Raw genomic sequence first — 26,331 nt, 5'->3', positions numbered from 1 at the left:
CCCTTCTTCAAATAGCGAAATCGGCCGCCGAGGGGAATAGCCCATGTCGCTGCGAGAATGCCTCTCCGTGCCATTTTCCGGAGACGGCGAAGGCACCGGCGAACTGACGTGGGGGCAGTTCGCCGCCTGGCGCTCGATGCAGGTGGTGGAGGCGGTCGAGTGGGCCGGCGGGGTCATGCCCCTGGAGCCCGGCACGACAGTGGCCGACATCGCGACCACGCTCGGATTCATCATGAGCCGGCACCAGTCGCTGCGGACCCGGCTGTCCACCGACATGCCGCCCCGGCAGGTGCTCGCCCCCGCGGGCGAGATCCGGCTGGAGGTGTACGACGGCGGCAGTGACCCCGGGGCGCGGGCCGCGCAGATCCGGGACCGCTACGAGGCGGCACCCTGGGACCCGGCCGCGGACTGGCCGGTGCGGATGGCGGTGGTGGCCGACGGCGAGCAGGCCCGGCACCTCGTCGCGCTCTACTGCCACATGGCCATCGACGGGTACGGCTTCGAAGCGCTCATCGCCGACCTGGCCAACCTCGACCCGGCGACCGGGCGGGCGCTCGCGCCGGTCGAGGGCGTCCAGCCCCTGGAGCTGGCGCGGGCCCAGCAGGGGCGGGCCGCGCGGCGCCAGCACGACGCCTCGCTGCGCTACTGGGAGCGGCACCTGCGGGCCATCAGCCCCCAGCGGCTCCCGGTCAAGCGCCCGCCGGAGCCCGAGCGTTGGCAGGAGGCGACGCTCACGTCACCGGCCCTGGCCCGCGCCGCCGAGACCGTCGCCGCCGATGCGAAGGTGCACAGCGGTACCGTGCTGCTGGCCGCGTACGCGACGGTGCTCGCGCGCCTGTCCGGGGAGCCCGTCGGGGCGTTCCGGGTGGTCGTCAGCAACCGGTTCCGGCCCGGCTTCGCGGCCTCGGTGAGCAACCTGGCCCAGGCCGGGCTGGCCGTCGTCGACACCGCGGGCGCGGACTTCGACGAGGTGGTGGCGCGGGCCTGGCGGGCGCAGCTGACGGCCGGGATGCACGCGTACTACCACCCGCGCGACCTGTGGGCGCTCGTCGACCGGGTCGCGGCCGAGCGCGGCGTCGAGCTCGACACCATGTGCTACTTCAACGACCGGCGGCGCGCGTCGGCCCAGATCCCCCGCGCGGCCGCCCTGGAGCAGAGCACCCTCACGTGGGGGCCCGGCTCCAACGAGTACGACGCCACCTGCTTCCTGCACGTCGACGCCGTCCCCGGCGGCCTGGCGCTGACGTGGCGGGTGGACACCACCGCGATCTCCCCGGCCATGCTGGAGGCCGGGCTGCGCGGCATCGAGGAGGTCGTCGTCGCGGCCGCCCGGGTCAGGACACCCATCGGCTGAGCATGATGCCGAGCGGCCGGCCGGTGCCGCCGCCGCGGTGACCCCCGCTCGCCGAGGGCCACCGCACGCCTGGCGCTCAGTCCTTGTCGGACTCCAGGACACCGCCGTTGGCGACGTCGGTCTTCTCGATCTCGTCGAAGCGGATGCGGACCGACGGCCGCTTGGCGTTGAGGATCTGCACGGCCGCGGCCGTCACGGCCTCGGCGAACTCGCGCCGCTGGTCCAGGGTCCGGCCGGACAGCAGCTCCACGGTGATGTTGGGCATTGTCGCTCCAGATGAGTGGGCTTCAGCCCACCTCCGAGAGGCGGGCCGGGGGTGCGCCGAGGGCCAGCGACACCGCGTGTGCGGCGCCCGTCACCTCGGCGATGAGGGCCGCGCTTGTCAGGTCGAGCTCGAACGACAGCGCCGAGATGGAGACGCCGCCGAGGACGTTGCCGGTGTGGTCGAAGACCGCCGCGCCGATGCAGCGGATCTCGATGTCGTTCTCGCCGTCGTCGACCGCGTAGCCGGCGGTGAGCGCGGCCGCGAGCTGCTCGCGCAGGACCGCCGGGTCGACGATCGAGCGCGGCGTGACGGCGCTCAGGCCGGTCCGCTCGACGATCGCGGCGATCTCGGCGTCGTCCAGGTGCGCGAGCACCGCCTTGCCGATGGCGGTGGTGTGCAGCGGGACGGCCATGCCGACGCGCGACTTCATCTGATACGGCCGGCGGCCCTCGATCTTGTCGACGTAGACGATCTCGTCGCCGCCGCGGATCGCGAAGTGCACGGTCATGCCGGTGCGGTCGCGCAGGTCGCGCAGCGCCGCCCGGGCGTGCTGGGCCGGGTCGAAGCGGCTCATCACCCGCCCGGCGAGGGTCAGGATGCGCGGGCCGGGCAGGTAGCCGCCGTTGCCGTCGACGAGCGCGAAGCCCCAGCCGATGAGCGACTGCAGGATGCGGTGGACAGTCGACTTCGGCAGGCCCGACGCGGTGGCGATGTCCGTCAGCCGGCTGTGCTCGGCCAGGGCCTCCAGCACGGTCAGGGCCTTGTCGATGGACCCGCTGGGCATCCCGGTCGTCACCGGACCAGCCTAGCCGGGAACCGGACCGCGTCACCGGGCCATCCAGCCGCCGTCGACCACCAGCACGTGACCGGCCACGTAGTCCGCCGCCGACGAGGCGAGGAAGACGGCGGCGCCGGCGAGATCCTCGGGGCGGCCCCAGCGCCCGGCCGGGATCCGGTCGCGGATGGCCCGCTCCCGGTCCGCGTCCGCGCGCAGGGCTCCGGTGTTGGCCGTCTCGATGTACCCCGGCGCGATCGCGTTGACCTGCACACCACTGGCGCTCCACTCGTTGGCGAGCGCGCGGGTCAGGCCGGCCACGGCGTGCTTGCTCGCGGCGTAGCCGGCGACGTTGAGCCCGCCCTGGAACGACAGCAGCGACGCCACCGTGATCACCTTGCCGCGCCCGCGCGCGAGCATGCCGGCGCCGAGGGCCCGGGTGAGCACGAAGACGGCGTCGAGGTTGATCGCCAGCACGCCCCGCCAGGCGTCGTACGTCTGCTCCAGCACCGGCGCCCGATGGATGACCCCGGCGTTGTTGACCAGGATGTCCACGGCCCCCAGGGCGTCCGCGGCCCCGGCGACGGCGGCGGGGTCGGCGAGGTCCTGGACCCAGCGCTCGGCCGTGCGGCCTTCGCGCAGTACCGCCGAAGCCACCTCGTCCAGGTCGTCGGCGCGGCGCGCGTGCAGCACCACGTCGGCCCCCGCCCGGGCCAGCCCGATCGCGATCGCCCGCCCGATGCCGTGCCCGGCCCCGGTGACGAGCGCGACCCGCCCGCTCAGGTCGAACGGCGTCACCGCAGATCCTGGACGGCCACGACCTCGACGTCGTCGTACGCCTGGTTCTCCCCGCCCATCGCCCACACGAACGCGTAGTTGCGCGTCCCGAAGCCGCAGTGGACCGACCACGGCGGCGAGATCACGGCGTCGCCGCCGGCCAGGATGAGGTTGCGGGTCGCGTCGGGACGGCCCATCAGGTGCACGACGCGCTGGTCGGCCGGGAGATCGAAGTAGAAGTACACCTCGGTGCGGCGGTCGTGCACATGGCACGGCATCGTGTTCCACATGCTGCCGGGCGCCAGCACCGTCACGCCGAGCACCAGCTGGCTGCTGCGGACGCCGTTGAGGTGGATGTACTTGTAGATGGTGCGCTCGTTGGAGCCCTCGACCCCGCCGAGCTTCACCGGCTCGGCGTCGGCCAGCCCGGCCCGCCGGGTCGGGAACACCGCGTGGGCCGGGGTCGACACGAGGTAGAAGCTCGCGCCGTGCCCGGCGAAGGCCACGTCCCGGGCGCCGCGGCCCGCGTAGAGACACTCCTTCGGCCCCAGCTCGAACACCTCGCCGTCGACGGTGATCCGGCCGGTCGCCGTGCCCACGTTGACCACGCCCAGCTCGCGGCGCTCCAGGAAGTACGCCGAGCGCAGCGCGCCGGGGTTGGGCAGCGCGACGCTCTCGGTGCCGGGCGTGACGCCGCCGACCACGAGCCGGTCGTGGTGGCTGTACACCAGGCGGACCATGGCCCCGCCGACCAGGCCCGGGACCAGGAAGCGCCCCCGCAGCTCCTCGGTGCCCATCCGGTCGACCTCATCCGGGGACGTGGCGTGGCGCACTTCCATGGAGTACTCCTGTTCCATTCAGCTGAAGCTTGTTCCGTCTCACGGAACACAGTACAGTCCGTCAATGTCTCCGGAACACCCCTGAAACCGGAAGGACTTCGCGCCATGGACAGGCGGCACTTCATCAAGATCTCTGTCGGCACGGCCGCGGCGGCCTCCCTGGCCGGCTGCGGGAGCAGCGGTGCCGGGGGCGGCGGCAAGACCGACGTACGGCTGGGCGACACCGTCAACGACACCAACCCGGAGATCGCCGCCGAGAAGTACTTCGGCGAGCGGCTCGCGGCGCTGACGAACAACGCCTACGAGGTCAAGGTCTTCCCCAACGGCACCCTCGGCGACCACAACCGCATGAACGAGCAGGTGCGCAACGGCACCCTGCAGATGACCAAGACCCTGTTCGCCAACCTGACCGCGTTCGACAAGCGGCTGGGCGTGCTCTCGGTGCCGTACGCGTTCACCAAGCAGTCCGACCTCTTCGCCGGGCTCGCCGGCGACCTGGGCCGGAACCTCGCCGCGGTGCTCGACGGCTACGACCTCAAGGTGCTCGGCTGGTTCGACTCCGGCGCCCGCAACGTCTACAACAAGAAGCACGCCATCAAGACCCCGGCCGACCTCAAGGGCATGCGCATCCGGGTGCCGCAGGACGCCGTCGCGATCGACACGTTCAACACCCTCGGCGCCCAGGCCACCCCCCTGGCCACCAACGAGATCTACTCGGCGCTGCAGCAGGGCGTCATCGACGGCGCCGAGAACAACCCGATCTTCTACGTGACAAACAAGCACGTGGAGGAGGCGAAGTTCTGGTCCTGGACCCGCCACCAGTTCGGCATCGACGCGCTGCTGGTGAGCAAGAAGTGGTTCAACGACCAGTCCAAGGAGCACCAGGACGCCTTGGTGCAGGCCGGCAAGGAGGCCGAGCAGCGCGAGCGGGAGCTGTGGACGGACGAGACCGACAAGTACGTCAAGCAGGCCACCGACAAGGGCGCGAAGATCAACGACGACGTGGACGTCACCGCGTTCCAGCAGGCCGTGAAGCCCGTGCTGGAGAAGAACCGGGCCACGTTCGGCGACCTGGTGAAGTACCTCCCGGTGGCCTGACATGCAGCGTCCGCTCGCGGCCTTCGAGAACGCGCTCATCGTCGTCCTGCTCGCCGGCACCGTCCTGGTGATCCTCGCGCAGGTGTTCTTCCGCTACGCCCTGGAGCAGCCGCTGTCGTGGTCCAACGAGGTGGCGACCGACCTGCTCGTGTACATCGCGTTCGTCGGCTTCGCCATCGGGGTGCGCGACCACGCCCACGTGGCCCTGCACCTGTTCGAGCGCCGCATTGGCGCCCGGACCCGGCGCCGGCTGCGCGTGGGCGAACTGCTCGCGCTGGGCGCGGTGCTGGCCGGCATCGGCATCGGCGGCGCGGTGTACCTGTGGGAGCAGCGCGACGTCGTCTCCCCCGCCGGCGTCCCGCTGTGGGCCGCGTTCCTGGCCTTGCCGTTCGGGGCCGCGCTCGGGCTGGTCCACGTCGTCGCCCACGTGGTGTTCCTGGCCCGGGGCGGCGAGATCGCCGAGCCCGACCCGGTGCTGGAGAGCGCAGCCTAATGTCTGAGTCAAGAGGCGAGAGCAAAGTTTGCTTGGTAGGGCTGCCGGGTGCGCAGGATGGCGTGCAGGACGTTGATGCGTCGGCGGGCCAGGGCGATGAGGGCTTGGTGGTGCCGCTTTCCTTCGGCTCGTTTGCGGTCGTAGAAGGCGCGGCTGGCCGGGTCTCGTTGCAGGGCGCAGAACGCCGATTGGTAGAAGATGCGTTTGAGGGTTTTGTCGCCGGCGTTGGCGCGGCGCAGGTAGTGCATCTTGCCGGATTGTTGCAGCACGGGGGCGAGTCCGGCTGCGGAGGCGAGCTGGTTGCCGCTGGCGAATCGGCTGATGCCGCCTGCCACGGCGAGGAACTCGGCGGTCAGGGTGGCCCCCATCCCGGGCAGGGACTGGACGAGGGCCGCGTCAGGGTGGCGGGTGAGCGCCTCGGCGAGCCGGGCGTCGATCGCGGCGAGTTTGTCGCGGCCGGCGAGCACCTCGCGGGCGAGGTCACGCACGATGTCGGCAGCGACTGCCTCGCCGGGCACCGTGAGGTGCTGCCCGGTTGCGGCGGTCAGGGCTTTGTCGGCCAAGGCCGTGATGACGGCGGTGTTGTGCCGGCCGGTGGTGCGCAGGTAGGTGATGATCCGGTTGCGGCCGGCGCGGCGGATTTCGGCCGGGGTGACATAGCGGGCCAGCAGTGCGGCATCGGCTTTGTTGGTCGGGTCGAGCACGCGTTCGAGGCCGGGATGGATCGAGGCGAGCAGGTCCCGCAGCCGTGCGATGCGGCGGGTCTGATCGACCACGAGCTCCCGGCGGCGTCCGGCCAGCAGCCGCAGTTCGGCATCGGCGTCGGTGTCGGTGGTGACCGGGCGCAGTTCCTCGCGGCGCAGCCGGATCTGATCGGCGATCACCTTGGCATCGCGCGGATCCGACTTGTGCTCGCCACCGCGGGTGGCCCGCCGGGCCCGGTTGACTGCCAGCCCGGATACGTGGACCAGGTCCAAGCCGGCGTCGCTGAGCATGACCTGCAACAGCCCGGCGATCCCGCCGAGTACGTCGATCGCGACCGTCGCCGGGCCGTGATCGCCCTCGGCCGCGTGGATCTGGTCGATCAACTCATGGATCGCCGCCGGTTCGTTGGCTACCTTGCAGCTGGCCAGCAGTTTCCCGGTCTCGGTGTGCACGATGGCGGCCCAGTGCAGTTCCTTGGCCACATCGACTCCGACCGCGACAGCCATCTGACTCCCTTCTCCCATGGCCTGTCACCGCGCGCTCTTGCCGCCGTCAACGCCCTACACAGCGATGGATCGCAGAGCCCAATCAGCAGTCAGCAAGAGCAGACGAGGCAGGCGGCCATGCGTCCTGAACCATCGACGGCAGCCAGCATGAAAGCCATACCTGCCTCGCCCGCGTCAACCCAGATCAATATCAAACCTGGGCTCGCTATGAAAGGTAGGGCAGCATGAGCTTCGGTCTGGCGTTCGTGGGCATCCTGGCGCTGATCGTGCTCGGCGTGCCGATCGTGGCCGCCCTCGGCGCGGTCGGGCTGATCCAGGCCACGGCCGACGACGTGCCGCTGTCCATCGCCGCGCAGGCGGTCTTCCACGGCCTGAACTCGTTCACGCTGCTGGCGATCCCGCTGTTCGTGCTGACCGGCGAGATCCTGCACCGCTCGGGCGCGGCCGAGCGGCTGATCCGGTTCGTGACGATGCTCGTGGGCTGGATGACCGGCGGGCTCGGGATGAGCGTGGTCGCCTCGACCATGCTGTTCTCCGGCCTGTCCGGCTCGGTGAACGCCGACGCGGCGGCGATCGGGTCGACGATGATCCCGCCGATGACGAAGGCCGGCTACCGGCGGCCGTGGTCGGCCTCGATCGTGGCGGCCGCGTCGGGAACGGGCATCCTCATCCCGCCCTCGATCACCATGATCGTCCTCGGTACCGTCGCCAACCTCTCGATCCGCGACCTGTTCCTGGCCTCGCTCGTCCCCGCGGTGGTCGTCGCGATCGGCAAGGGCTTCGTCATCTACTTCTACGCCAAGTACCGCGAGCCGACCACCGAGCGAGTCCGGGTCACCCCGGGCGAGCTGGGCCGGGCCGGCCTGGCCGCCCTGCCGCCGCTCGTCGCCCCGGTCATCATCCTGGGCGGGATCCTCTGGGGCGTCTTCACCGCGACCGAGGCGGCCGCCGTCGCCGTCCTCTACGCCACACTGCTGGCTCTGGCGTACCGCACCATCCCACGCGGCGAGTGGACGTCGGTCTTCGTCAATGCCGGCCGCACCTCGGGCGTGGTGCTGTCGCTGGTGGGCGTGGCCCAGTTGCTGGCGTACATGCTCGCCTACGACCAGGTCGAGGTGGTCCTGGCCGAGTGGGCCGGGCAGTTCACCGGCAACTACTTCCTGTTCATCACCATCGTCATGGTGCTGTTCTGGATCCTCGGCGCGCTCCTCGACGGCGTGCCGGCGCTGGTGGTGCTCATCCCGCTGTTCATGCCCCTGGCCCGCGACGCCGGCATGGGCGAGCTGCACTTCGCCATCTTCAGCCTGGCCGTGTTCGGCATCTCGCTCGTCACGCCGCCGCTGGGGTCGGCCTGCTTCATCGTGTGCGGGATCGCCCGGATCAAGATCGTGGACATGCTCCGCCCGATGCTGCCGTTCATGGCGGTCATGTTCGCCACGATCATCCTGCTGGCGTACGTGCCGGCGTTCTCGGAGTGGATACCGCAGCAGTTCGCCCGCTAGCGCGAACCGGCCGCGCCCGCCGCGCTCCCGGTCCCGCAGGTGCACCCTCGCCCCTGCGGGACCCGTGGCGGCCCCGCTTAACGCTTGGCTTCGGCGAGCCGGGCGCGCACGCTCGCGGTGTCGGCCTGGGCGTCGCTGTAGGGCTGGACGTAGACCGGGGTGTCCCGCTCGGAGCGCCAGCTGTCGGCCAGCGGGCCGCCGTCGACGGCGTCGAAGCCGATGGTGTCCAGGAACTCGGTCACCGCGCGCTTCGCGTCGGGCGCGTCACCGAAGATCGGCAGCGCCGCACGGTCCGCGGCGCCGCTCGGGCGGCCCTGCTCGGCGAGGTGCTTGAAGTAGATGTTGTTGAAGCCCTTGACCACCTTCGCGGTGCCGAGGTGCTCCTGGAGCAGCCCGCTGGTGGTGGCGGTGCCGGCGTCGAGCTCGGCGATCTGCCCGTCGCGCTCCGGGTAGTAGTTGTTCGTGTCGATGACCACCTTGCCGGCCAGCGGCTCGGCCGGCACGTCCCGGTACGCCTTCAGCGGCACGGTCACCACGACGATGTCCCCGGCGGCGGCCGCCTCGGCCGGGCGGGCCGCACGGGCCTTGGGGCCGAGCGCGGCGACCAGGTCGGCCAGCGTCTCCGGCCCCCGGGAGTTGCTCAGCACGACGTCGTAGCCGGCGTCCACGGCCAGCTTGGCCACGGTGCTGCCGATGTTGCCGCTGCCGATGAGTCCGATCGTTGTCATACTCCGCGCAACCCGCCGCCCCGGGCGGGCTATTCCGGCCCCGCTCCGGTGTGATCTTCGACCCGCGCGGCGGCCACGCCGGCTAGTGGAAGATCTTCAGGCCGATGACACCGGCGACGACCAGCAGGAGCGCGAGGATCCGGGGCAGGCCGGCGGGCTCGCCCAGCCAGAGCATGCCGGCCACCGCCGTGCCGGCGGCGCCGATGCCGACCCAGACGGCGTAGCCGGTGCCGACCGGGATCGAGCGCAGGGCGTAGCCCAGGCCGCCCATGCTCAGCGCCAGGGCGACGGCGAACGTGGCGGTCGGGACGGGGCGGGTGAAGCCGGCCGAGCGGCTCAGGGCGATGGCCCAGACGGACTCGAACAGGCCCGAGATGACGAGGACGATCCACGGCACGGTGACGACACCTGACTTTCGGTGGTCGTCTTGTCAGGCCGGGTACGACTCCACTCGTCCGGGACGACAGTCCGATGACAGCGTCACGCTCAGTATAGCCAGTGCCGGGCTCGATCCATTACCTTGCTTGGTGATGGAGCACACCCGGATCGACACGTCGGTGCCGCACCCCGCGCGGCGCTACAGCTACTGGCTCGGCGGCAAGGACCACTTCGCCGCCGATCGCGCGTCCGGGGACGCCATCGCGGCGGCGTTCCCCGCGGTGGTGGAGCTGGCCCGGGCCAACCGGGCGTTTCTCGGGCGGGCGGTGCGCCACGTCGCCGAGGCCGGCGTGCGCCAGTTCCTCGACATCGGCACGGGGCTGCCCGCGCCCGACAACACGCACGAGGTCGCGCAGCAGGTCGCGGCCGAGTCGCGGGTCGTGTACGTCGACAACGACCCGATCGTCATGATGCACGCCCAGGCGCTGCTGGTCGGGGATCCGCGGGGGCGGACCGCATACCTGGAGGCCGACGTGCGCGAGCCGCGGCTGATCCTCGAGCACCAGGCAGTGCGCGACACCCTCGACTTCAGCCGGCCGGTGGCGTTGCTGCTGGTGACGACGCTGCACTTCGTGCACGACGACGAGCAGGTCGCGCAGATCGTCCGGGAGCTGATCGCGCCGCTGGCGCCGGGGAGCTTCGTCGTGCTCAGCCACGGCACGATGGACTTCAGCAACGCCGAGGGGATCGCCGCCTACGAGCGCATGTTCGCCGCCCGCGGCACCGACGTGCGGGCGCGCTCCCGGGCGATGATCGCGGGGTGGCTCGAGGGCCTGGAGCTTGTCGAGCCGGGCATCGTGCCGGTGGCCGACTGGCGCCCCGCCGACCCCGCCGCGCGCCGCCCGGTCAGCCCCGACCTCGGCATCGTCGGCGTGGTGGCCCGCAAGCCCTGAGGCCGGCGCCGCCCGGTTCAGCAGGAGGTGTTACGAACCTGAGCGCGGCCCCGATACACACGGCATGGACGCCAACCTGCCACCTCTGCGGGCCGTGATCTATCTGCGCCAGATGACGCACGTCGCCGAGTGTGCCGCCCACGCGGACCGGCACGGGTACGACACCGTCGACACCGTGCACGATCCCGACGGCGTGCTGCTGCAGGAGCTGCTCAACCGCGCGATGCTCGGCGAGCTCGACGTCATCGTCACCTGGGACTACGCAGGGCTGCCCCGCAACACGGTGCCGCGCGTCGAGCTCGTCGAACAGTCGCGCTGACCGCAGCCGCCGCCGCGGCTCGCCGGGCCCGGCGCAGCGGTGCGCATGGGACGGGCCGTCCTTTCGAGAAACATTTCGAAACGCAGGTGCGGGGTGTACGGTGCCGATCACCAGGCAGCGCCGCCCACACATGGGCAATCGTTTTCGAAACTCGCAGGTGAGGCCATGACGGCGAACGGCAGACCCACGATGGCCGAGATCGCGCGCGAGGCGCGCGTGGCCGTCTCCACTGTCTCGAAGGTCCTCAATGGACACACGGATGTCTCGGCGAAGACCCGCCAGGCCATCGAGCGGCTGCTGGCCGAGCGCGGCTATCAGCGGCCACGGGCGGCGAAGAGCGGGCGGCGGCGCCGCACCGAACTCGTCGACCTGGTCATCAACGAGCTCGACAGCGTGTGGGGGCTGTCGATACTGACAGGCGTCGAGGAGGTCGTCGAAGAGGCCGGGCTGGGGCTCGTCGTGTCCGCGATCCACAATCGCCAGTCCCTGTCCCGGCGGTGGGTCGAGTCGCTGCTGGCCCGCGGCTCCGAGGGCGCCATCCTGGTGCTCAGCGAGCTGGCCGAGCGCCAGCACGACGACCTGCGCCGGCGCAACCTGCCGTTCGTCATCGTCGACGCGGTCAACCAGCCGCCGCCGGGCATCCCGTCGATCGGGGCGACCAACTTCGCGGGTGGCTACGCGGCGGCCGAGCACCTGGCCGCGCTCGGGCACCGGCGCATCGCCGCGATCGGCGGATTCGAGCAGTTCCAGTGCACCCGGGCGCGCATCGCCGGCTACCGGGCGGCCCTGGAGTCGGCCGGGCTGGCGGCCGATCGGCAACTGGTGCGGTACGGAAACTTTCAGCACGACGGGGGGCTGCGCGCGGCCGAGTCGCTCCTGTCGCTGCCCAACCCGCCGACCGCCGTGTTCGCCGGCAGCGACCAGCAGGCGACAGGGGTCTACGAGGCGGTCCGCCGGGCCGGCCTGACGATTCCCGGTGACGTGAGCGTCGTGGGCTTCGACGACCTCAACTTCGCCGAGTGGACCGCTCCCCCGCTGACCACCGTCCGCCAGCCGCTGCACGAGATGGGCGTCGCCGCCGCACGCACACTGCTACGGATCGTCAACGGAGAGCGCATCGAATCGCCACGCATTGAGTTGGCAACGGAGCTGATTGTGCGCGAAAGTACCGCCGCGCCTGTCATAATCTAGACGTTCAGCGTTTCTTCAGCTTCCGTCTGCGACCTTGAGCGACTCGAAGATGGTCGCACGGGGGAGGACCGCATGGCGGTGAAGGCGCCGCGCCGGATTGCGCTGCTCGTGGGGGCGGTCGGGCTGGTCGCCTGGTCGGCCGTGCATCTGCACGCCGTCGGAGCATCGTGGTCGCAGGCGTGGCGGATGATCGCCAATCTCGGCTGGCGCTGGCCGCTGCTGCTGGGTGTCGTGTGGCTGCTCGGCCTGGTGGTCCACACCTCCGTGCTCACCGCGTCACTGCCCGGGCTCAGCCACCGCCGCGCGCTGACGCTCAACCTCTCCGGCAGCGCGGTCTCCAACGTCCTGCCGCTGGGCGGGGTGGCCGGCACCGCGCTCAACCTCGGCATGGTCCGCGGCTGGGGGCACACGGGCCTGGAGTTCGCCCGCTTCGTCGTGGTCTCCAAGGCGTGGGACCTGATCGCCAAGCTTTTCATGCCGTTGGTGACGCTGGGAGTACTGCTCGTAGCCGACCTGACGCCGGGCGGCCACATGCTGCTCTGGCTGCTATGCTCCGTGATCTGTTTCGTCTCGGGGGTCCTGGTCACCGCCGCCCTGCTCGGCCGGGCCGGTCCCCTGCTGCGCCTGGTCGCGTGGTGTGAGCGGGTCTGGACCCGCATCCGCCCGAAGGCGCAGCCGGGCTGGACGGCCGCGACGACCGACCTGCTGGACGGCACCGACAGCCTCGTCCGGCGCCGTTGGCGGGAGCTGAGCTGGGGGATGACAGGCTACTGGGTGCTCCAGGGTGCCCTACTCTGGCTCAGTTTCGTTGCTATCCATGTGTACCTCCCGTGGCCGATCATCCTCGCCGGGCTGGTCGCAGAGCGCCTCCTGACCCTCGCCGCCATCACCCCCGGCGGTGCGGGCGTGGTCGAGGCGGGCACCATCGCGATCCTGATCGCCCTGGGCGCCGACCCCACCGGCGCGCTGGCCGGCGTCCTGCTGTACCGCGCGTTCGTCTTCGCCGCCGAGATCCCCGTCGGCGCCATGGCCACGGCCCTGTGGCTGCTCTTCAGGAGACCCCCCGCCCAATGCGCATAGCCCATGTCACCGACGTCTACCTCCCCCGGCTCGGCGGCGTCGAACTCCAGGTGCACGACCTGGCCACCCGCCAGCACGCCGGACGTCACGAGACGATGGTCCTGACGACCACCGCCCCGTCGTGGCCGGCCGCCCCGGCCACCGAGGGTGTCCCCGTCGTGCGGATCTCCGGCCTCGGCGCCGGCCCGTACCGCCGCCTCGGCACCCCCGCGCTCAGTGACCTGCTGCGGACGCACCGCATCGACGCGGTCCACGCCCACGTCTCGGCGTTCTCGCCCCTGGCCTGGACCGCGGCCCGCGCCTCGGCCACCACCGGGCTGCCGACAGTCGTGTCCGTGCACTCGATGTGGCACGACATCCTGCCGCTGGTCCGCCGCTTCGCCCGGGTCATGGACGCCGGCAGCTGGCCCGTGCAGTGGGCGGCCGTCTCCAGCGCGGCCGCCTCGGCGGTCCGCACGGCGCTTGACGGCACCCACGTGTCGGTCCTGCCCAACGGCATCGACCCGGCCGCCTGGCTGCTGCCGCGCACCGCCGCCCCGATCCCCACCTTCATCAGCGTCATGCGCATGGTCCGCCGGAAACGGCCGCGGACGCTGCTGCGCACGCTGCAGGCGCTGCACGACGCGTACCCGGGCCGGTTCCGGGCCGTCCTCGTCGGCGACGGGCCGCTGCTGCCGGGCCTGCGCCGGGCGGCAACGCCGGAGATCACGTTCACCGGCGCCCTCGACCGCACCGCGATCCGGGCGCTGCTGGCTTCGGCGGACGTGTACATCGCCCCGGCCCCGCGAGAGTCCTTCGGCATCGCCGCCCTCGAAGCCCGCAGCGCCGGCCTGCCGGTCGTGGCCCGGGCCGGCAGCGGCGTCGCCGACTTCATCCGCCACGGCCTCGAGGGCTGGCTGGTGCACTCCGACGCCGAGCTGCAGAACACCCTGGCCTCGCTCCTCGACGACCCGGCGCGGGCGGCGGCGGTGGCCGAGCACAACCGCGCGGTCGCGCCGTGCGTCCGCTGGGAGACAGTGCTCGACACGGCGGACGCGCTGTACGAGCGCGCGTTCGCGCATGCCTGAGTACACGGTCGTCGCCTTCCACGCCCACCCCGACGACGAGACCCTGCTGACCGGCGGCACCCTGGCCCGCGCCGCCGCCGAGGGCCACCGTGTCGTGCTCGTCACCGCCACCCTCGGCGAGGCCGGCCTGGCCGCCTCCGGCGAGGGGCTCGGCACCCGCCGGCACGCGGAGCTCCTGGCGGCCGCGGAGGCGCTCGGCTGTGCCCGGGTGGAGACGCTCGGTTACCCCGACTCGGGCCTCGACGCGACGGGCGGCTTCAGCGCCGTCCCCGTCCCGGAGGCCGCCGCGCGCCTGGCCGCCATCGTGCGCGAGGAGCGGGCCGACATCCTGACCGGCTACGACGCGAACGGCGGCTATGGCCACCCGGACCACCTCCAGGTCCACCGCGTGGCCCGGGCCGCGGCCGAGCTGACCGGCACCCCCCTGCTGGAGGCCACCGTCGACCGCTCGTCACTACGGATGGTGCTGACGCCGCTACGGCTGGCCGGCCGCTTCCTGCCGAGCCTCCCGTTCGGGGACCCGACCCGCGTCTTCACCGCCCGCGCCGCCATCACACACGCCGTGGACGTCCGCGCCTACGCCGGGCAGAAACGCGCCGCGATGCGCGCGCACGCCTCCCAGGCCGAGGGCGGCTCCGGGGTCCGCACCCTGGCGCTGCTGTCGCACTTGCCGGGCCCGCTGTTCCGCGCCGTCTGCGGCCGCGAGTGGTTCGTCGAGGCCGCCCGCACGCCCGGCGCCCGCCCCGGCGACGACATCTTCGCGACCGTCAGGGTGTAGGCCCGCCCGCTGGCTCGGCCGGGTGCGGCGGGCCGGGCGTGGGGAAGTCGGCGCGCACGGTCCAGGACCCGCCGGCCGGGCCGTAGGTCAGGGTGCCGCCGATCGCTGTGACGTCGTCGGCGAGGCTGCTCAGGCCGAAGCCGCCCGCCGGCGTCCGACCGGCCGGGCGGGGGTGGCCGGTGCGTGGCGTGCTCGTCACGCGAAGCGACGTGCGCTCGGCCGCCCGGATCAGCTCGGCGGTCAGGCGGGTGCCGGGGCCGTCGTGGCGCAGGGCGTTGGTGGCGGCCTCGCCGAGCAGGCGGTACGCCACCTCGCGGGCGGCGGGCGGCAGCGCGTCGAGGCCGGGTGGGTCCGCGGCCCGCAGCCCCGCCTCGCGCAGGGCGGCCAGGCGGCCATCCAGCGCCGCGGCGGCATCGCGCTGCGTCTCCTCGGCCAAAGCCAGGCGGACGTCGGCGAGCGCGGTCCGGCCGGCCTGGAGTACCAATGCCAGACGCTCTTCGTCCTCGGTGGTCAGCCGGGCCGTCGCACGCAGGGCCTCGCCCTGCACCAGCATGACCGTCATGGTGTGAGCCAGGCTGTCGTGCAGGCGGCGGGCCAGCCGCTCGCGGGACCGGGCGGTGGCCGCGGCCTGGTCGGCCAGGTGGCGCTCGAGGCGCAGCTGGGCGATCACCGCCCGCTCCGCTCCGGCCAGCCAGGTGACGATCAGCGCGACCGCGGCCAGCAGACCGCCCTCGACCGGCCCGTGGCGGATCGCGCCAGTCACCGTGACGAGCACGACGGCCCCGCCGCAGGCGACCCACCGCACCCACGGCGATCGATGGGTGGCGGCGCTGTAGACGGCCAGGGCGACCGGCAGGTATCCGACCGCGCGGGCCATGCCGAGCAGCGAGTGGGCCGACGTGGCGACGGCGATCACGGCGAGGGCCGCCCCCGGGTATCGCCGGCGCACGAGCAGGGGCAGGACCTGGGCGACGGCCAGCGGCACCGAGATCGCCGTGCCGGAGAGCGCGAAGAGCACGGCCACCAGGGCGAACAGCACGGCGTCGAGCGCCGGGCGCCAGTGTCCGCGCACCTGCACCTGCACCTCCGCATACGATCGGGCGGTGATCCGGCTCGCCATCGTCGACGACCAGGCCCTCGTGCGGGAAGGGCTGAGCCTGATCCTGGGCAGCGAGCCCGGCGTGTCGGTGGTCGCCGGGTTCGGCGACGGCGAGGCGCTGCTGGCCACACCGGTCGACGCCGACGTCATTCTCCTGGACCTGTACCTCCCCGGCGCCGACGGGGTCGCGGTGCTGCGCGCACTGCGGGCGCGCGGGTACACCGGCCGGGTCCTGATGCTGACCACCGTCGGCAGCGCGGCGGACGTCCAGCGCGCCCTGGCGGCCGGGGCGGACGGCTTCGTGCTCAAGGACGCCACGGGCGCGGAGCTGGCGGCCGCCGTGCGCGGGGCCCACGCCGGGCTCCGGCCGCTGAGCGCGTCCGCGGCAGAGCTGCTGTGGCCGCGGCCCTCGACGCCTCCGACCGGCCCCGACCTGCAGGCGCTCACGGCTCGCGAGCGCGAGGTGCTGCGGCTGCTCGGCGAGGGCTTGAGCAACCGGGAGATCGCCCGCGCCCTGGACGTGGCCGAGCGGACGGTGAAGACCCACGTGAGCAACGTCCTGGGAAAGCTGGACGTCGCCAGCCGCACGCAGGCGGCGCTGCTCGCCCAGGGACTTAAGTATTAGACGTGCTGCGTCTTTGGGCGGTTTCCGCCCCGGACCGGCGCTGGAAGGCTGCTGTCGTGCGGATTTTCCGGCGACGTGGGTTCGTCATCACTCTGGCCGTGCTGGTGCTGGCGGGCCTGGCGCTGTACCTCGGCAACAGCTCCACCCTGGCCGGGCCCGAGGCCGGGCGGCGGCCGTTCCTGCTCGCCCACCGCGGGCTGGCCCAGACGTTCGACCTGCAGGGCGTGGCCGCTGACACGTGCACGGCGACCCGCATCCACCCGCCGCAGGTGTCGTTCCTGGAAAACACCGTGCCGTCACTGCAGGCGGCGTTCGCGGCCGGGGCCGACGCCGCCGAGATCGACGTCCAGCTGACCCGCGACGGCCGGCTCGCGGTGTTCCACGACGCCACCCTCGACTGCCGCACCGACGGCGTGGGCACCGTCGCCGAGCACACCCTCGACGAGCTGCGCGCCCTCGACCTCGGCTACGGCTACACGGCCGACGGCGGGGCGAGCCATCCCCTGCGCGGCAAGGGCGTCGGCCTGCTCCCGACAGTCCCCGAGGTCTTCGCCGCACTGCCCGGCCGCGAGCTGAAGCTCGACCTGAAGCACGACACCCCCGCCGAGGGCGCGGCCGTCGCCGCGTTCCTGCAGACCCTTCCCCCGGACCGCCTCGCCGCGGTCACGGTCACCGGCGGCGACCAGGCGGTGGCGGCCGTCGCGGACCGCCTCCCCCAGGTCCGCACGTCGTCGAAGGCCATCATCAAGCGATGCCTGCTCCGGTACTTCGGGGAAGGCTGGACCGGCCACGTCCCCTCCGACTGCCGCCACCGCGAGCTGATCGTGCCCATCGAATACGGCAAGTGGCTCTGGGGCTGGCCGAACCGCTTCGTGGCCCGCATGCGCGAGGCCGACACCCGCGTGGTCCTGGTCCGCTACGTGGGCGACTGGTCCGCCGGCTTCGACACCCCCGCCGACCTCGCCACGCTCCCGAAGGGCTGGACCGGCGCCATCTGGACCAACCGAGTCGACGTCATAGCCCCGCTCCTGACCCGGTAGCGCCGTACCAGGGACTGTAGGGAAACGGCTCTGGCGCAGAAACGGTGGTGCCGGTCGGTCTCATGCGAGCGGGATTCGTTGGCGTATCAGGGCGAAGCCGGCTCGGCCGTACATCTGGCGTTTCAAGAATTTGACCTTGGTGTTGGCACTTTCGAACGGGCCGTTACTGTAGGCCTGCGTCAGGCCGGCAACCACGGCGGGCAGGTCTATGCGCAGCCGGCGTGGTGGCGGCGGCTTGCGTACGGCATCGGCGCGGCCCTGGTTGAGGTAGCGGACGCGCGTCCTCGCCGACACAGACACAGGCACCGACACCACCCGGCCCTGCTCGGCCACCTCATCGATGAGCAGCGACGACAGCTCCGGCAACAGCGCTGCGACCCAAGCAGGATCGCACCGCCGTCAGCGTTCCGCCCAGCTATCGACCTCGATCGACCGGCACCACCGTTTCTGCGCCGGAGCCGTTTCTGACAGTCCCCCTACCAGGGGATGACGCCCTCGTCGTCGAAGAAGCTGCCGGTCGGGCCGTCGTCGGGGAGGGTGGCGAGGTGGATGGCGACGGCGGCGCCCTGTTCGGGGGTGCGGTGGCCGCGGAAGCCGTTGAGGTCGGTGGCGCAGTAGCCGGGGCAGGCGGCGTTGATGAGGATGTTCGTGCCGCGGAACTCCTTCGCGTACTGCACGGTGACGGCGTTCAGGAAGGTCTTCGACGGAGCGTAGGCGGCGGAGATCGGGCCCTGGTCGCCCTCGGACTGGCGGGTCAGGGAGCCGACGGTGCTCGACATGTTCACGATGCGCGGGGACGGGGAGCGGCGCAGCAGGGGCAGCATCGCGTTCGTGACGCGGATGACGCCCAGGACGTTCGTCTCCACGGCGGTGCGGATGGTGTCCAGGTCGACGGCTGTCGGGTGCTGGGGCATGCTGCCGGTGATGCCGGCGTTGTTGACGAGCACGTCCAGCCGGGTGAGGTCGGCCGCGGCGGCCGTGACACTGGCGTCGGAGGTGACGTCGAGCGGTACACCGAATGCGTCGATGCCCTTCTCCAGCAGCGTCTTGACCGCCGCGTCGCGGCGGGCGTCGTCGCGGGCGCCCACGCCGACGCGGAAGCCCTGCCGGCCCAGGCCGACGGCGATCTCGTATCCGATGCCCTTGTTCGCGCCGGTCACCAGCGCCACGTTCGGTTCGCTCATGGTTCGATCCTGGTCGCCGGGCGGAGCGGGCGGCAACACCGTCCGGGTGGGCAGCGATACCCTGACGGTATCGATATGGAGACACGGGAGCTGCGGTACTTCGTGGCCGTCGCCGAGGAGCTGCACTTCGGCCGGGCCGCCCAGCGGCTCGGGATCGCGCAGCCGCCGCTGTCGCGCGCCATCAGCCGGCTGGAGCGGCGCCTCGGCGTCGCGCTGCTGGAGCGGACCAGCCGGACCGTGGGGCTGACCGACGCCGGGCACGTGCTGCTGCGGGAGGCGCGGGCGGCGCTGGACGCGGTCGAGGCGGCCGGGCGGCGGACCCGGCGGGCCGCGGCCGGCCGCTCGCGGCTCGTGCTGGCCACCAAGGCGGGAGCGTCCGGGGAGCTGCTGGCCAAGCTCCTTGCCGCCTACGCGGCCGAGCCCGGTGCGGTCGCCGTCGACGTGCAGCTGTGCGGCATCGGCGAGCAGGAGAAGTGGCTGCGCGACGGGCGGGCGGACGTGGCGCTGCTGCACCTGCCCTACGACTCGCCGGCCGGGCTGGACACCGAGGAGCTCACCACCGAGCGGCAGGTCGTGATCCTGCCGGCCGGGCACCCGCTGACGGTCCGGCCGCACCTGCTGATGGCCGAGGTCGCCGACCTGCCCGACCTGCCACTGCCCCGCTGGCCGCAGCGGGACGGCAGGTATCCGCCGGGGCCGGGCCCGGAGATCCGGGAGCACTCGCAGCTGCTGGAGCTGATCGCGCTCGGGCGCACCTGCGCCGTCGTGGCGGAGTCGGCCGGCGTCCACCTGCGCCGGGACCTGGTGGCCGTGCCGCTGCTCGACGCCCCGACCATCACGACGCTCATCGCGTGGCCGCCGCACAGCCACTCGCGCGCGGTGGCCGGGCTGGTGCGGGCGGCCACCCGGTTGTAGCGCCGCGCTGTGACGCCGCGATTCGTCACACGGGTTCGTCGCGGGTTTCGTTCAGGTGCCGCCCGGTTGCGCCGATGGTCTCAGCGTCACACGGACGAGACAGAACACCAGGGGGCAGGGATGAACCGCAACTTCGTCACGCGCACGCTTATCGTCGCCGGTTTCGCCGCCGCGACCGCCGCGCTCGCCGGGGCCACCGCCGCTTCCGCGGGCACCACCCCCACCGTCTACGCCAGCCACGGCGCCGTCTACGTCAAGCAGGCCGGCCACGCCACCCGCCTCACCCAGGACGAGGTCAGCAAGCAGCCGGTCCTGTCCCCGGACGCCACCCAGATCGCCTACGTGCACAACGACACCGTGTGGGTCATGAACCTCGACGGCTCGCAGCAGCACCAGGTAAGCGACCGCACCGGCAGCGCCCCGGCGTGGGACGCGAGCGGCGTGCGCGTCACCTACACCGCGATCTCCTGCACCGGCGCCCCGGGCACGTTCCGCACCGGCGTCGACGGCGGCGCCGCCTCCGAGGTCGTCGCCCCGGCGGCCTGCGTCACCGAGGAAGCCCCGCTCGTCGGCTACATCATGGGCTGACCAACCGAGCGGACTCGTACTCCCCGCCGGTCCGCGACGCCGCCTCGGCGACCGCCTTCGCGGCCCGGACGAACGCCGCCACCGCCGGCGAGCGCGACTCGGCCGGCCAGGCCACGGCGAGGGTCACGGGCTCGACGCCCTCGATCGGCCGGTACGCCAGCCCCGGGCGCGGAAACCGCTCGGCGACGAACTCCGGCAGGAACCACACGACCTCGCCGACCTCGATGAGGTTGAAGATCTGCGACAGGTCGAAGCTGCGGCCCGAAGCGTGCGGCTGCATCCGGCCGCGCTCGGCCGCAGTACCCCCGGGAAGCTTTCGGCCGGTCAGATCGGCCAGGCGAAGACTCGTGCGCGCCGCCAGTGGATCGCTCGCGGCCAGCGCCACCACCGACGCCGTGGTGAGCAGCGGCTCGGTGTCCAGACCGCGCCCGTCGAACGGGGTCGGCAGCAGCGCCACGTCGGCCCGGCCGTCGTGCAGCGCCGCCACCTGCTCGCCGCGCCCGCCGAGCAGCAGCTCGACCGGCAGCGCCGTGAAGGCGTCGAGGAGCTTCGGCAGCAGCCCGGCGTCGTAGTCGGCCTTGAGCGCCAGGCGCAGCGACGGCACCGGCTCCCCGGCCCGGCGCGCCCGCCGCTCGGCCCGGGCCACGGCGTCAAGCGCGACGCGGGCGTCGGCAAGCAACGACTCACCCGCCGGGGTCAGCGCGACACTGCGGGTGGTGCGCTCCAGCAGTTGTACTCCGAGCTGCCGTTCGAGCGCGCGGACGGCCCGGGACAGCGGCGGCTGGGCCATGCCGAGCCGTTCGGCGGCCCGCCCGAAGTGCCGCTCCTCGGCCACGGCGACGAAGTATCGCAGCTGCCGCGTCTCCAGCTCGCTCATACCACCAGGGTATCAATCGAGACGGGATCGGTCCTTCAGCATCGGCCCGCCCGGCCGTTGACTTGGCTCATGATTGTTGTCACCGCACCGACCGGCCACATCGGCGGTCACCTGGTCAACGCCCTGCTCGAGACCGGCTCCCCGATCCGCGTCGTCGTGCGCGACCCGGCCCGGCTGGCCCCGCACGTCGCCGCCAACGTCGAGGTCGTCACGGGCTCACACGCCGACCCGGCCGTGGTGCCCAAGGCGTTCGCGGGGGCCGACGCCGTCTTCTTCCTGATCGCGGCGGACCCGCAGGCTTCGTCGGTGGACTCGGCCTTTCTGGGTTTCGCGCGGGCGGCGATCGACGTGTTCGCCGCGCATGAGGTCGGCCGCGTGGTCGGCATTTCGGCCCTGGGCCGCGGGACACCGGTGGCCGGCCGGGCGGGGCACGTGACGGCGACGCTGAAGGCGGACGATCTGATCGCGGCGACCGGGGTGCCGTACCGCGCGCTGACGATGCCGTCGTTCATGGACAACACGCTGCGGCAGGTCTCGTCGATCCGATCGGACGGGGTGTTCGCCGGCCCGATCACCCCGGACCTGCGCGCGCCGCTCGTCGCCACCCGGGACATCGCCGCGGTGGCCGCGACCTGGCTGCTCGATGACGCGTGGACGGGGTTCGCGGAGGTGCCGGTGCTCGGGGCGGCGGACGTCACGCACCTCGAGATGGCCGAGACGATGTCGTCGGTGCTGGGGTTCGAGGTGCGGTACCGGCAGGTGACGGGGGCCGAGCTGGAGGTGGTGCGGCCGGGGATGTCGGCGGCGATGGTGCGGGCGATGGCCGACATGTCGGCGGCGAAGAACCTCGGGCTCGACAACGGGGTCGTGCGCACGCCCGCGTCGACAACGCCCACGACGTTTCGGCAGTGGTGCGCCGACGTGCTGAAGCCGGCCGTCTCCGGCTGACCCGCGCCGGGCGAGCCCGCTCTCGTGCCGAGGGCGGGCTCGCCCGCGCGGCGGGCTGGCGCGGAGGTGGGTCGTCTAAGGTGGTCGGGTTCCCGAACACCGTGGGGAGTCACTGAGCGTGGTCCGACGATTGCTGCCCCTCCTCGTCGTGGCGCTCTGTGCCGCCGCGCTCCTGCAGGCGATGCGGCCCGCCGTGTACTCGGCGCGGACGGGAGCGCGCGACGTCTTCACCGATGCCTATGCGCCGGCCGCGCCGATCCGGGAGCAGCTGGAGTACATCGGGGACGAGCTCGGCCGGCAGGTGCCCACCGGGAGCCGGGTCGTGTTCGCCGACGTCACGCCCGAGTGGCGGATGCGGCTGACGCAGCTGGCGACGATGCACGGCATCCCGGTGGTCCTCGACAGCGCCGACCTGGAGGTGCGGCTGGCGTTCGACGAGCGCGCCCCGCACGGCGTCCGGGTCAGCACCCGCAAGGTGGTGGCCGGATGACGAATCTGCTCACGGCCGTCGTGCTCGTGGCGGCCGGGCTGCCGCTCGCGTTCGCGCTCACCCGCTCCTGGCCCCTCGCGCTCGTGCTCGCCCCGATCGCCGCAGCGGCGGTGGCAACGTCGGCGGTACTGCTCATGCTGGCCACCGGCGGCCCGATGCTGCTGTGGCTCCTTCCCGTGTACCTCGGCACGCTCTACCTCGCGTGGAGCCGGCGCGGCCGGACCCGTCTCGGGTCATGGCGCGACGCCCTGCTGATGGCCGTACCGCTGGCGCCACCCTTCCTGCCCATCGCCCAGCAGCCGCTCCTGTGGGACGCGCACCTGATCTGGTGGCTGCACGCCGGGTACTTCGCTGAGGGCGGCGGGTTCGCGCGGGACTCGATAGGCAATCCGGCGCTCATCTTCAGCCACCCCGACTACCCGCCGTTCGCCTCCGCGCCCGTGGCCCTGGTGTGGCAGACCCTCGGCACGCGGGACTTCTACCCGGCCGCGATCGTCACCGGCCTTGTGACGTTCTCCGCCATCGCCGCCGCGGTCTTCGCCGTCCGGGTCGTCACCGCGCAGGCGTCGCCCTGGATCGCGTGGCCGGCCGCGGTCGCCGTCGGCCTGTCGGCCTGGAGTCCACTGTGGGCGGTGCCGACCGCGGGCTTCAGCGACGCCATGTGCGCGGGCGCGTTCACGGCCGGGGCGGTGCTGCTGCTCTTCGGCCGCCGGCCGTTCGGCCCGCTGCTGCCGCTGACGCTCGTGCTGCTGTCCGCGGCCGCGCTCATGAAGAACGAGGGCCAGAGCATGGTCGTCGCGCTCGCCGTGGTGGCCACGGTGCGGTACCGCCGCCAGGGTCGCCTGATCGGCTGGGTCTGGCTGCCTGTCGCGTTCGCCGCGGTGTGGTCGCTCACGGCCCGGCTCCTGGGCGCGCAGACGGACGTGCTGGCCGGCGGGAAGTTCGGCGACCTGCTGCACGGCGACGCCGACACCTGGGGCCGCCTGCCGCTGATCCTGTCGACGATGGCCGGCCGCGTCGAGCGGATGGTGCCGCTCGCCATCGCCGCGGCCGTCCTGGGCTGGCTGCTCCTACGCCGCCGGCGACACGAGCTCGGGCTGGGCGGCGACGGGTGGCTGTGGGCGGTGGCCGCCATCTACTGGGGCTTCCTCACCCTGATCTACGTCGTCACCCCGAACGACCTGCACTGGCACCTGAGCACCTCGGTCGACCGCGTCGTCATCCCGGTCGTCATGCTCTCCTGCGCGAGCGCCGCCTGCTGGGCCGTGACCGCTTTGCACCGCCCGGCCGACCAGTCGGCCGCGGTGCCGCACCCGGCCGATTCCCCACCCGAAGAATCCGACACCGCCTCCAGCCTCCTAGCGGCCGATCACCAGAGCACGTGAATGTATCGGCACATCTTGCCAGACGGCTTCGTTCATTCATGGCCGTTTCAAGATGGCCGGTAGCCGGCATCATTCAGCCTCCGTGGCCGCTTGACGAATGCGCGGCACGCGCGCAGGTGGATCGCCATTGCCGCAATGTCGGTCACTATGCCGTGCATCGGCACGGCGGTGGGCGGTGTCGTCATCGAAGTCGTTGCGCCTTCCACCCTCCGCGCCTGGGCCGACATCGGCCAGGCGTTCGGAATCTGGGCCGCGGTGGCGTCGACGGCCGGCTTCGCGCTACTCGTGTTCACCGTCTTGACGCAGCGCGAGGATCTACGGGCCCAACAGGAAGACCTCCGCCAACAACGAGCAGCGGTCAACCATGTCCAAGCGAGCCTGCACAGTCAGGTGGACGTGAGCTTATCGATGTTCCACATGAACCTACTTGAGATCGGCATTCGGCACCCGCAGCTGGCCTCCGTTTGGCCCACCGGCGACGTCAGCGTTTCCGACGACATGCGCGGCAAGCACATGTACTGCACGCTGATCCTGGAGGGTGTCTGGCTCAACATCCGGGCCGGACGCTACGACGACGATGACGTCCGGGCCCAACTTCGATATTTCTTCGCCAGCCCCGCATTTCGCGACTACTGGTCGGTCACGAAGGCCAAGCGTCTTGTCGCAATTACCGAGCACGGCCCGGAGGCGGAATTTTTTGGCTTGGCCGAGGAGGTATATCGAGAGGCGATCTCCTAGGCCGACAACGCAATGTCCGGCTTCGCATCGGGCAGGGCGCATCGACTGACAGCTGCTCCAGCACGGCGGGCGGGTGCGTCGCTGGCACCGCTGCGCATCGGACCGGTCGTGCGCACGTCGCCGGTGGCCGGGGTGGTGTTTCGGGGGGTGTGGGGCCGGGCCTTCAGGATTGGTTCAGGATGCTGGTGTGAACCTGGCGTGTCCGGGCGGTGGCGAAGGGGTGGGGTCGTGCGGGTGCTGGTGGTCGAGGACGAGGTGAACCTCGCTGAGACGATTCGGGACGGGCTGGCTGGTGAGGGGTTCACTGTCGACCTCGTGCACACCGGGGTCGACGGGTTGTGGGCGGCCAGTGAGACGCCGCACGGGGCCTATGACGCGATCATGCTCGACATCATGCTGCCGGGGCTGTCCGGGTATGAGGTGTGCCGCCAGTTGCGGGCGCGCGAGATCTGGACTCCAGTGCTCATGCTGACCGCGAAGGACGGCGAGTACGACCAGGCCGATGCCTTTGATCTTGGCGCGGACGACTATCTGACGAAGCCGTTCTCGTTCGTCGTGCTGGTGGCGCGGCTGCGGGCGCTCATCCGGCGGGGGGCGCCGCAGCGGCCCGTCGTGCTCAGCGCCGGGGATCTGCGGCTCGACCCGGTGCAGCGGCGGGTCACCCGGGGCACCGACGAGATCTCGGTGACGGCGCGCGAGTTCGCGCTGCTGGAGTTCATGCTCCGGCATCCGGGGGACGTGCTGAGCCGCACGGCGATCATCGAGAACGTCTGGGACGCGCACTTCGACGGTGATCCCAACATCGTCGAGGTCTACATCGGCTACCTGCGCAAGAAGATCGATCATCCGTACGGCAAGACGGCGATCAAGACCGTACGTGGCGCGGGTTACAGATTGGACCCTCAAGGGGGTTGATGCGCCCGGCCTATACGCGCGTATAGTCGACTATCGGAGCGGATAGTCGGCTATACGCATGTACAGGGGTGGTCGCGATGGCGGATCCGGCGTTCGAGGACCTCACGGCCCGGGCCCGCATCCGGGACGCCGCCATCAAGCTCTTCGCCGAGAAGGGCGCGGAGGGCACCACCGTGCGGGAGATCGCGCAGGCCGCCGGGGTGTCGCCGGGGCTGCTCCGGCACCACTTCGGGTCCAAGGAAGGGCTGCGCGAGGTCTGCGACGAGTACGTCCTGGACCGCGCGATGGGGATCAAGGAGGAGATCCTCAACGACGGCAAGCTGGCCAACCCCGGGTTCATGCCCTCCGTGCACCCGACGGTCCTGCTGACGTACCGGTACACCTCCCGGGCCCTGCTCGACGGCTCGCCGGCCGCGGCCAAGCTGTTCGACCGCATGGTCGGCATCGCCGAGCTGTGGATCGACAAGGTCGCCCCCGGCATCACCCAGGACAAGCGCGGCTTCGCGACAGTGCTCATCGGCATGCAGTCCGGGTTGATCGCCATGCACGAGCACGTGTCGCGCAACTTCGGCCAGGACATGTTCGAGACCGAGGGCTACACGCGCATGGTCGAGGTCCTTGTCGACTTCTACTCCACCACCATGCTCGATCCCGCGCTCGCCGCCGACGCCCACCGGGCGATGGAAGCACTGCGAGCCAGTCAGAAGGAGCAATGAGGC

31 protein-coding genes and 1 riboswitch are annotated in these 26,331 nt (G+C 72.0%); of the genes, 20 read left to right on the top strand and 11 right to left on the bottom strand.

All coding sequences use genetic code 11. The features are described from left to right. Positions 1–67 precede the first annotated feature (67 nt). The gene (locus tag Dvina_RS14485) at positions 68–1,354 is read left to right on the top strand and encodes a condensation domain-containing protein (RefSeq protein WP_223103002.1); all 1,287 of its coding nucleotides are present in this window, start codon (positions 68–70) and stop codon (positions 1,352–1,354) included. A 76-nt stretch (positions 1,355–1,430) separates the two neighbouring features. Here Dvina_RS14485 and Dvina_RS14480 read toward each other — a convergent pair whose 3' ends face one another. The 4 genes from Dvina_RS14480 to kduI are packed head-to-tail and all read right to left on the bottom strand — an operon-like array spanning position 1,431 to position 4,010. Continuing rightward, positions 1,431–1,619 carry a tautomerase family protein gene (locus Dvina_RS14480; protein ID WP_223103001.1) on the bottom strand — a complete coding sequence of 63 codons (189 nt, stop codon included), beginning with the start codon at positions 1,617–1,619 and terminating at the stop codon, positions 1,431–1,433. 22 nt (positions 1,620–1,641) lie between these two features. After that, complete coding sequence (locus tag Dvina_RS14475) at positions 1,642–2,415, bottom strand: IclR family transcriptional regulator (protein ID WP_223103000.1); 774 nt, start codon at positions 2,413–2,415, stop codon at positions 1,642–1,644. Between the two features lie 30 nt (positions 2,416–2,445). Then, complete coding sequence (locus tag Dvina_RS14470) at positions 2,446–3,192, bottom strand: SDR family oxidoreductase (RefSeq protein WP_223102999.1); 747 nt, start codon at positions 3,190–3,192, stop codon at positions 2,446–2,448. After that, complete coding sequence (gene kduI, locus Dvina_RS14465; RefSeq protein WP_223102998.1) at positions 3,189–4,010, bottom strand: 5-dehydro-4-deoxy-D-glucuronate isomerase; 822 nt, start codon at positions 4,008–4,010, stop codon at positions 3,189–3,191. Before kduI ends, Dvina_RS14470 begins: the two co-directional genes overlap by 4 nt. Positions 4,011–4,115: 105 nt before the next feature. Between kduI and Dvina_RS14460 the strand changes: the two genes are divergently transcribed. Together Dvina_RS14460 and Dvina_RS14455 are read left to right on the top strand one after the other, a co-directional pair. Further along, complete coding sequence (locus Dvina_RS14460; protein ID WP_223105525.1) at positions 4,116–5,108, top strand: TRAP transporter substrate-binding protein; 993 nt, start codon at positions 4,116–4,118, stop codon at positions 5,106–5,108. 1 nt (position 5,109) lies between these two features. Beyond that, positions 5,110–5,601 carry a TRAP transporter small permease gene (locus tag Dvina_RS14455; protein ID WP_223102997.1) on the top strand — a complete coding sequence of 164 codons (492 nt, stop codon included), beginning with the start codon at positions 5,110–5,112 and terminating at the stop codon, positions 5,599–5,601. A gap of 8 nt (positions 5,602–5,609) precedes the next feature. Here Dvina_RS14455 and Dvina_RS14450 read toward each other — a convergent pair whose 3' ends face one another. Next, complete coding sequence (locus tag Dvina_RS14450) at positions 5,610–6,812, bottom strand: IS110 family RNA-guided transposase (RefSeq protein ID WP_223092370.1); 1,203 nt, start codon at positions 6,810–6,812, stop codon at positions 5,610–5,612. A 224-nt stretch (positions 6,813–7,036) separates the two neighbouring features. On the opposite strand from Dvina_RS14450, the gene Dvina_RS14445 reads away from it, so the two are divergent. Then, positions 7,037–8,314, top strand: coding sequence for a TRAP transporter large permease (locus Dvina_RS14445; RefSeq protein ID WP_223102996.1), 1,278 nt, complete (start codon positions 7,037–7,039; stop codon positions 8,312–8,314). A 77-nt stretch (positions 8,315–8,391) separates the two neighbouring features. Here the strand turns inward: Dvina_RS14445 and Dvina_RS14440 are convergent, their stop codons facing one another. Together Dvina_RS14440 and Dvina_RS14435 are read right to left on the bottom strand one after the other, a co-directional pair. After that, on the bottom strand, positions 8,392–9,042 hold the full coding sequence (locus Dvina_RS14440) for an NADPH-dependent F420 reductase (RefSeq protein WP_223102995.1): 651 nt from the start codon (positions 9,040–9,042) through the stop codon (positions 8,392–8,394). Between the two features lie 82 nt (positions 9,043–9,124). Then, positions 9,125–9,439, bottom strand: a complete 315-nt coding sequence (locus tag Dvina_RS14435; protein ID WP_223102994.1) for a DMT family transporter — start codon at positions 9,437–9,439, stop codon at positions 9,125–9,127. A gap of 20 nt (positions 9,440–9,459) precedes the next feature. Beyond that, positions 9,460–9,524, bottom strand: a riboswitch (guanidine-III (ykkC-III) riboswitch). A 48-nt stretch (positions 9,525–9,572) separates the two neighbouring features. Here Dvina_RS14435 and Dvina_RS14430 point away from each other — a divergent pair. The 6 genes from Dvina_RS14430 (at position 9,573) to Dvina_RS14405 (ending at position 14,808) form a co-directional block, all read left to right on the top strand. After that, the gene (locus tag Dvina_RS14430) at positions 9,573–10,373 is read left to right on the top strand and encodes an SAM-dependent methyltransferase (RefSeq protein ID WP_223102993.1); all 801 of its coding nucleotides are present in this window, start codon (positions 9,573–9,575) and stop codon (positions 10,371–10,373) included. Between the two features lie 64 nt (positions 10,374–10,437). Further along, on the top strand, positions 10,438–10,692 hold the full coding sequence (locus Dvina_RS14425; RefSeq protein ID WP_223102992.1) for a recombinase family protein: 255 nt from the start codon (positions 10,438–10,440) through the stop codon (positions 10,690–10,692). Between the two features lie 165 nt (positions 10,693–10,857). Further along, positions 10,858–11,883: a LacI family DNA-binding transcriptional regulator gene (locus Dvina_RS14420; protein ID WP_223102991.1), complete on the top strand. Its 1,026-nt coding sequence runs from the start codon at positions 10,858–10,860 to the stop codon at positions 11,881–11,883. Positions 11,884–11,955: 72 nt separating this feature from the next. Continuing rightward, positions 11,956–12,963: a lysylphosphatidylglycerol synthase transmembrane domain-containing protein gene (locus tag Dvina_RS14415; RefSeq protein WP_223102990.1), complete on the top strand. Its 1,008-nt coding sequence runs from the start codon at positions 11,956–11,958 to the stop codon at positions 12,961–12,963. Then, positions 12,954–14,030: a glycosyltransferase family 4 protein gene (locus Dvina_RS14410; protein ID WP_223102989.1), complete on the top strand. Its 1,077-nt coding sequence runs from the start codon at positions 12,954–12,956 to the stop codon at positions 14,028–14,030. Before Dvina_RS14415 ends, Dvina_RS14410 begins: the two co-directional genes overlap by 10 nt. Beyond that, the gene (locus tag Dvina_RS14405; RefSeq protein ID WP_223102988.1) at positions 14,023–14,808 is read left to right on the top strand and encodes a PIG-L family deacetylase; all 786 of its coding nucleotides are present in this window, start codon (positions 14,023–14,025) and stop codon (positions 14,806–14,808) included. Before Dvina_RS14410 ends, Dvina_RS14405 begins: the two co-directional genes overlap by 8 nt. Here the strand turns inward: Dvina_RS14405 and Dvina_RS14400 are convergent. Continuing rightward, positions 14,798–15,892 carry a sensor histidine kinase gene (locus Dvina_RS14400; RefSeq protein WP_246656213.1) on the bottom strand — a complete coding sequence of 365 codons (1,095 nt, stop codon included), beginning with the start codon at positions 15,890–15,892 and terminating at the stop codon, positions 14,798–14,800. The two genes, Dvina_RS14405 and Dvina_RS14400, sit on opposite strands and share 11 nt — an antisense overlap. 19 nt (positions 15,893–15,911) lie before the next feature. Here Dvina_RS14400 and Dvina_RS14395 point away from each other — a divergent pair, with 19 nt between their 5' ends. Further along, a complete protein-coding gene (locus Dvina_RS14395) occupies positions 15,912–16,532 on the top strand; it encodes a LuxR C-terminal-related transcriptional regulator (protein ID WP_246656212.1) in 621 nt (206 codons plus the stop codon). Positions 16,533–16,588: 56 nt separating this feature from the next. Beyond that, a complete protein-coding gene (locus Dvina_RS14390) occupies positions 16,589–17,572 on the top strand; it encodes a glycerophosphodiester phosphodiesterase family protein (RefSeq protein ID WP_246656211.1) in 984 nt (327 codons plus the stop codon). 60 nt (positions 17,573–17,632) lie between these two features. Here Dvina_RS14390 and Dvina_RS55690 read toward each other — a convergent pair whose 3' ends face one another. Then, complete coding sequence (locus Dvina_RS55690; protein WP_223102984.1) at positions 17,633–17,938, bottom strand: hypothetical protein; 306 nt, start codon at positions 17,936–17,938, stop codon at positions 17,633–17,635. A gap of 110 nt (positions 17,939–18,048) precedes the next feature. Next, entirely contained in the window at positions 18,049–18,756 is a 708-nt protein-coding gene (locus tag Dvina_RS14380; RefSeq protein WP_223102983.1) for an SDR family NAD(P)-dependent oxidoreductase, read from the bottom strand. A 75-nt stretch (positions 18,757–18,831) separates the two neighbouring features. Between Dvina_RS14380 and Dvina_RS14375 the strand changes: the two genes are divergently transcribed. Then, positions 18,832–19,671 (top strand): LysR family transcriptional regulator, encoded by an 840-nt coding sequence (locus Dvina_RS14375; protein ID WP_223102982.1) that lies wholly within the window; start codon positions 18,832–18,834, stop codon positions 19,669–19,671. A gap of 120 nt (positions 19,672–19,791) precedes the next feature. Then, positions 19,792–20,259, top strand: a complete 468-nt coding sequence (locus tag Dvina_RS14370) for a TolB family protein (protein ID WP_223102981.1) — start codon at positions 19,792–19,794, stop codon at positions 20,257–20,259. Here the strand turns inward: Dvina_RS14370 and Dvina_RS14365 are convergent. Then, positions 20,249–21,136 carry a LysR family transcriptional regulator gene (locus Dvina_RS14365; RefSeq protein ID WP_223102980.1) on the bottom strand — a complete coding sequence of 296 codons (888 nt, stop codon included), beginning with the start codon at positions 21,134–21,136 and terminating at the stop codon, positions 20,249–20,251. The two genes, Dvina_RS14370 and Dvina_RS14365, sit on opposite strands and share 11 nt — an antisense overlap. A 69-nt stretch (positions 21,137–21,205) precedes the next feature. On the opposite strand from Dvina_RS14365, the gene Dvina_RS14360 reads away from it, so the two are divergent. From Dvina_RS14360 to Dvina_RS14335, 6 genes are all read left to right on the top strand, one after another. Then, a complete protein-coding gene (locus Dvina_RS14360; protein WP_223102979.1) occupies positions 21,206–22,084 on the top strand; it encodes an NAD(P)H-binding protein in 879 nt (292 codons plus the stop codon). A gap of 118 nt (positions 22,085–22,202) precedes the next feature. Continuing rightward, a complete protein-coding gene (locus Dvina_RS14355; protein ID WP_223102978.1) occupies positions 22,203–22,574 on the top strand; it encodes a hypothetical protein in 372 nt (123 codons plus the stop codon). Next, positions 22,571–23,959, top strand: coding sequence for a hypothetical protein (locus tag Dvina_RS14350; protein ID WP_223102977.1), 1,389 nt, complete (start codon positions 22,571–22,573; stop codon positions 23,957–23,959). The genes Dvina_RS14355 and Dvina_RS14350 overlap by 4 nt, the downstream gene beginning before the upstream one ends. A gap of 90 nt (positions 23,960–24,049) precedes the next feature. Next, the gene (locus Dvina_RS14345) at positions 24,050–24,697 is read left to right on the top strand and encodes a DUF6082 family protein (protein WP_223102976.1); all 648 of its coding nucleotides are present in this window, start codon (positions 24,050–24,052) and stop codon (positions 24,695–24,697) included. Positions 24,698–24,925: 228 nt separating this feature from the next. Next, entirely contained in the window at positions 24,926–25,612 is a 687-nt protein-coding gene (locus Dvina_RS14340; RefSeq protein ID WP_223102975.1) for a response regulator transcription factor, read from the top strand. A 77-nt stretch (positions 25,613–25,689) separates the two neighbouring features. Further along, entirely contained in the window at positions 25,690–26,328 is a 639-nt protein-coding gene (locus Dvina_RS14335; RefSeq protein WP_223102974.1) for a TetR/AcrR family transcriptional regulator, read from the top strand. Positions 26,329–26,331 lie beyond the last annotated feature (3 nt).

The sequence above is a fragment of the Dactylosporangium vinaceum genome, from assembly GCF_019904175.1.
In the GTDB taxonomy this organism is placed as follows: domain Bacteria; phylum Actinomycetota; class Actinomycetes; order Mycobacteriales; family Micromonosporaceae; genus Dactylosporangium; species Dactylosporangium vinaceum.
The sequence above is the reverse complement of the archived record's forward strand: the minus strand, read 5'-3'. Positions and strand labels throughout refer to the sequence as shown.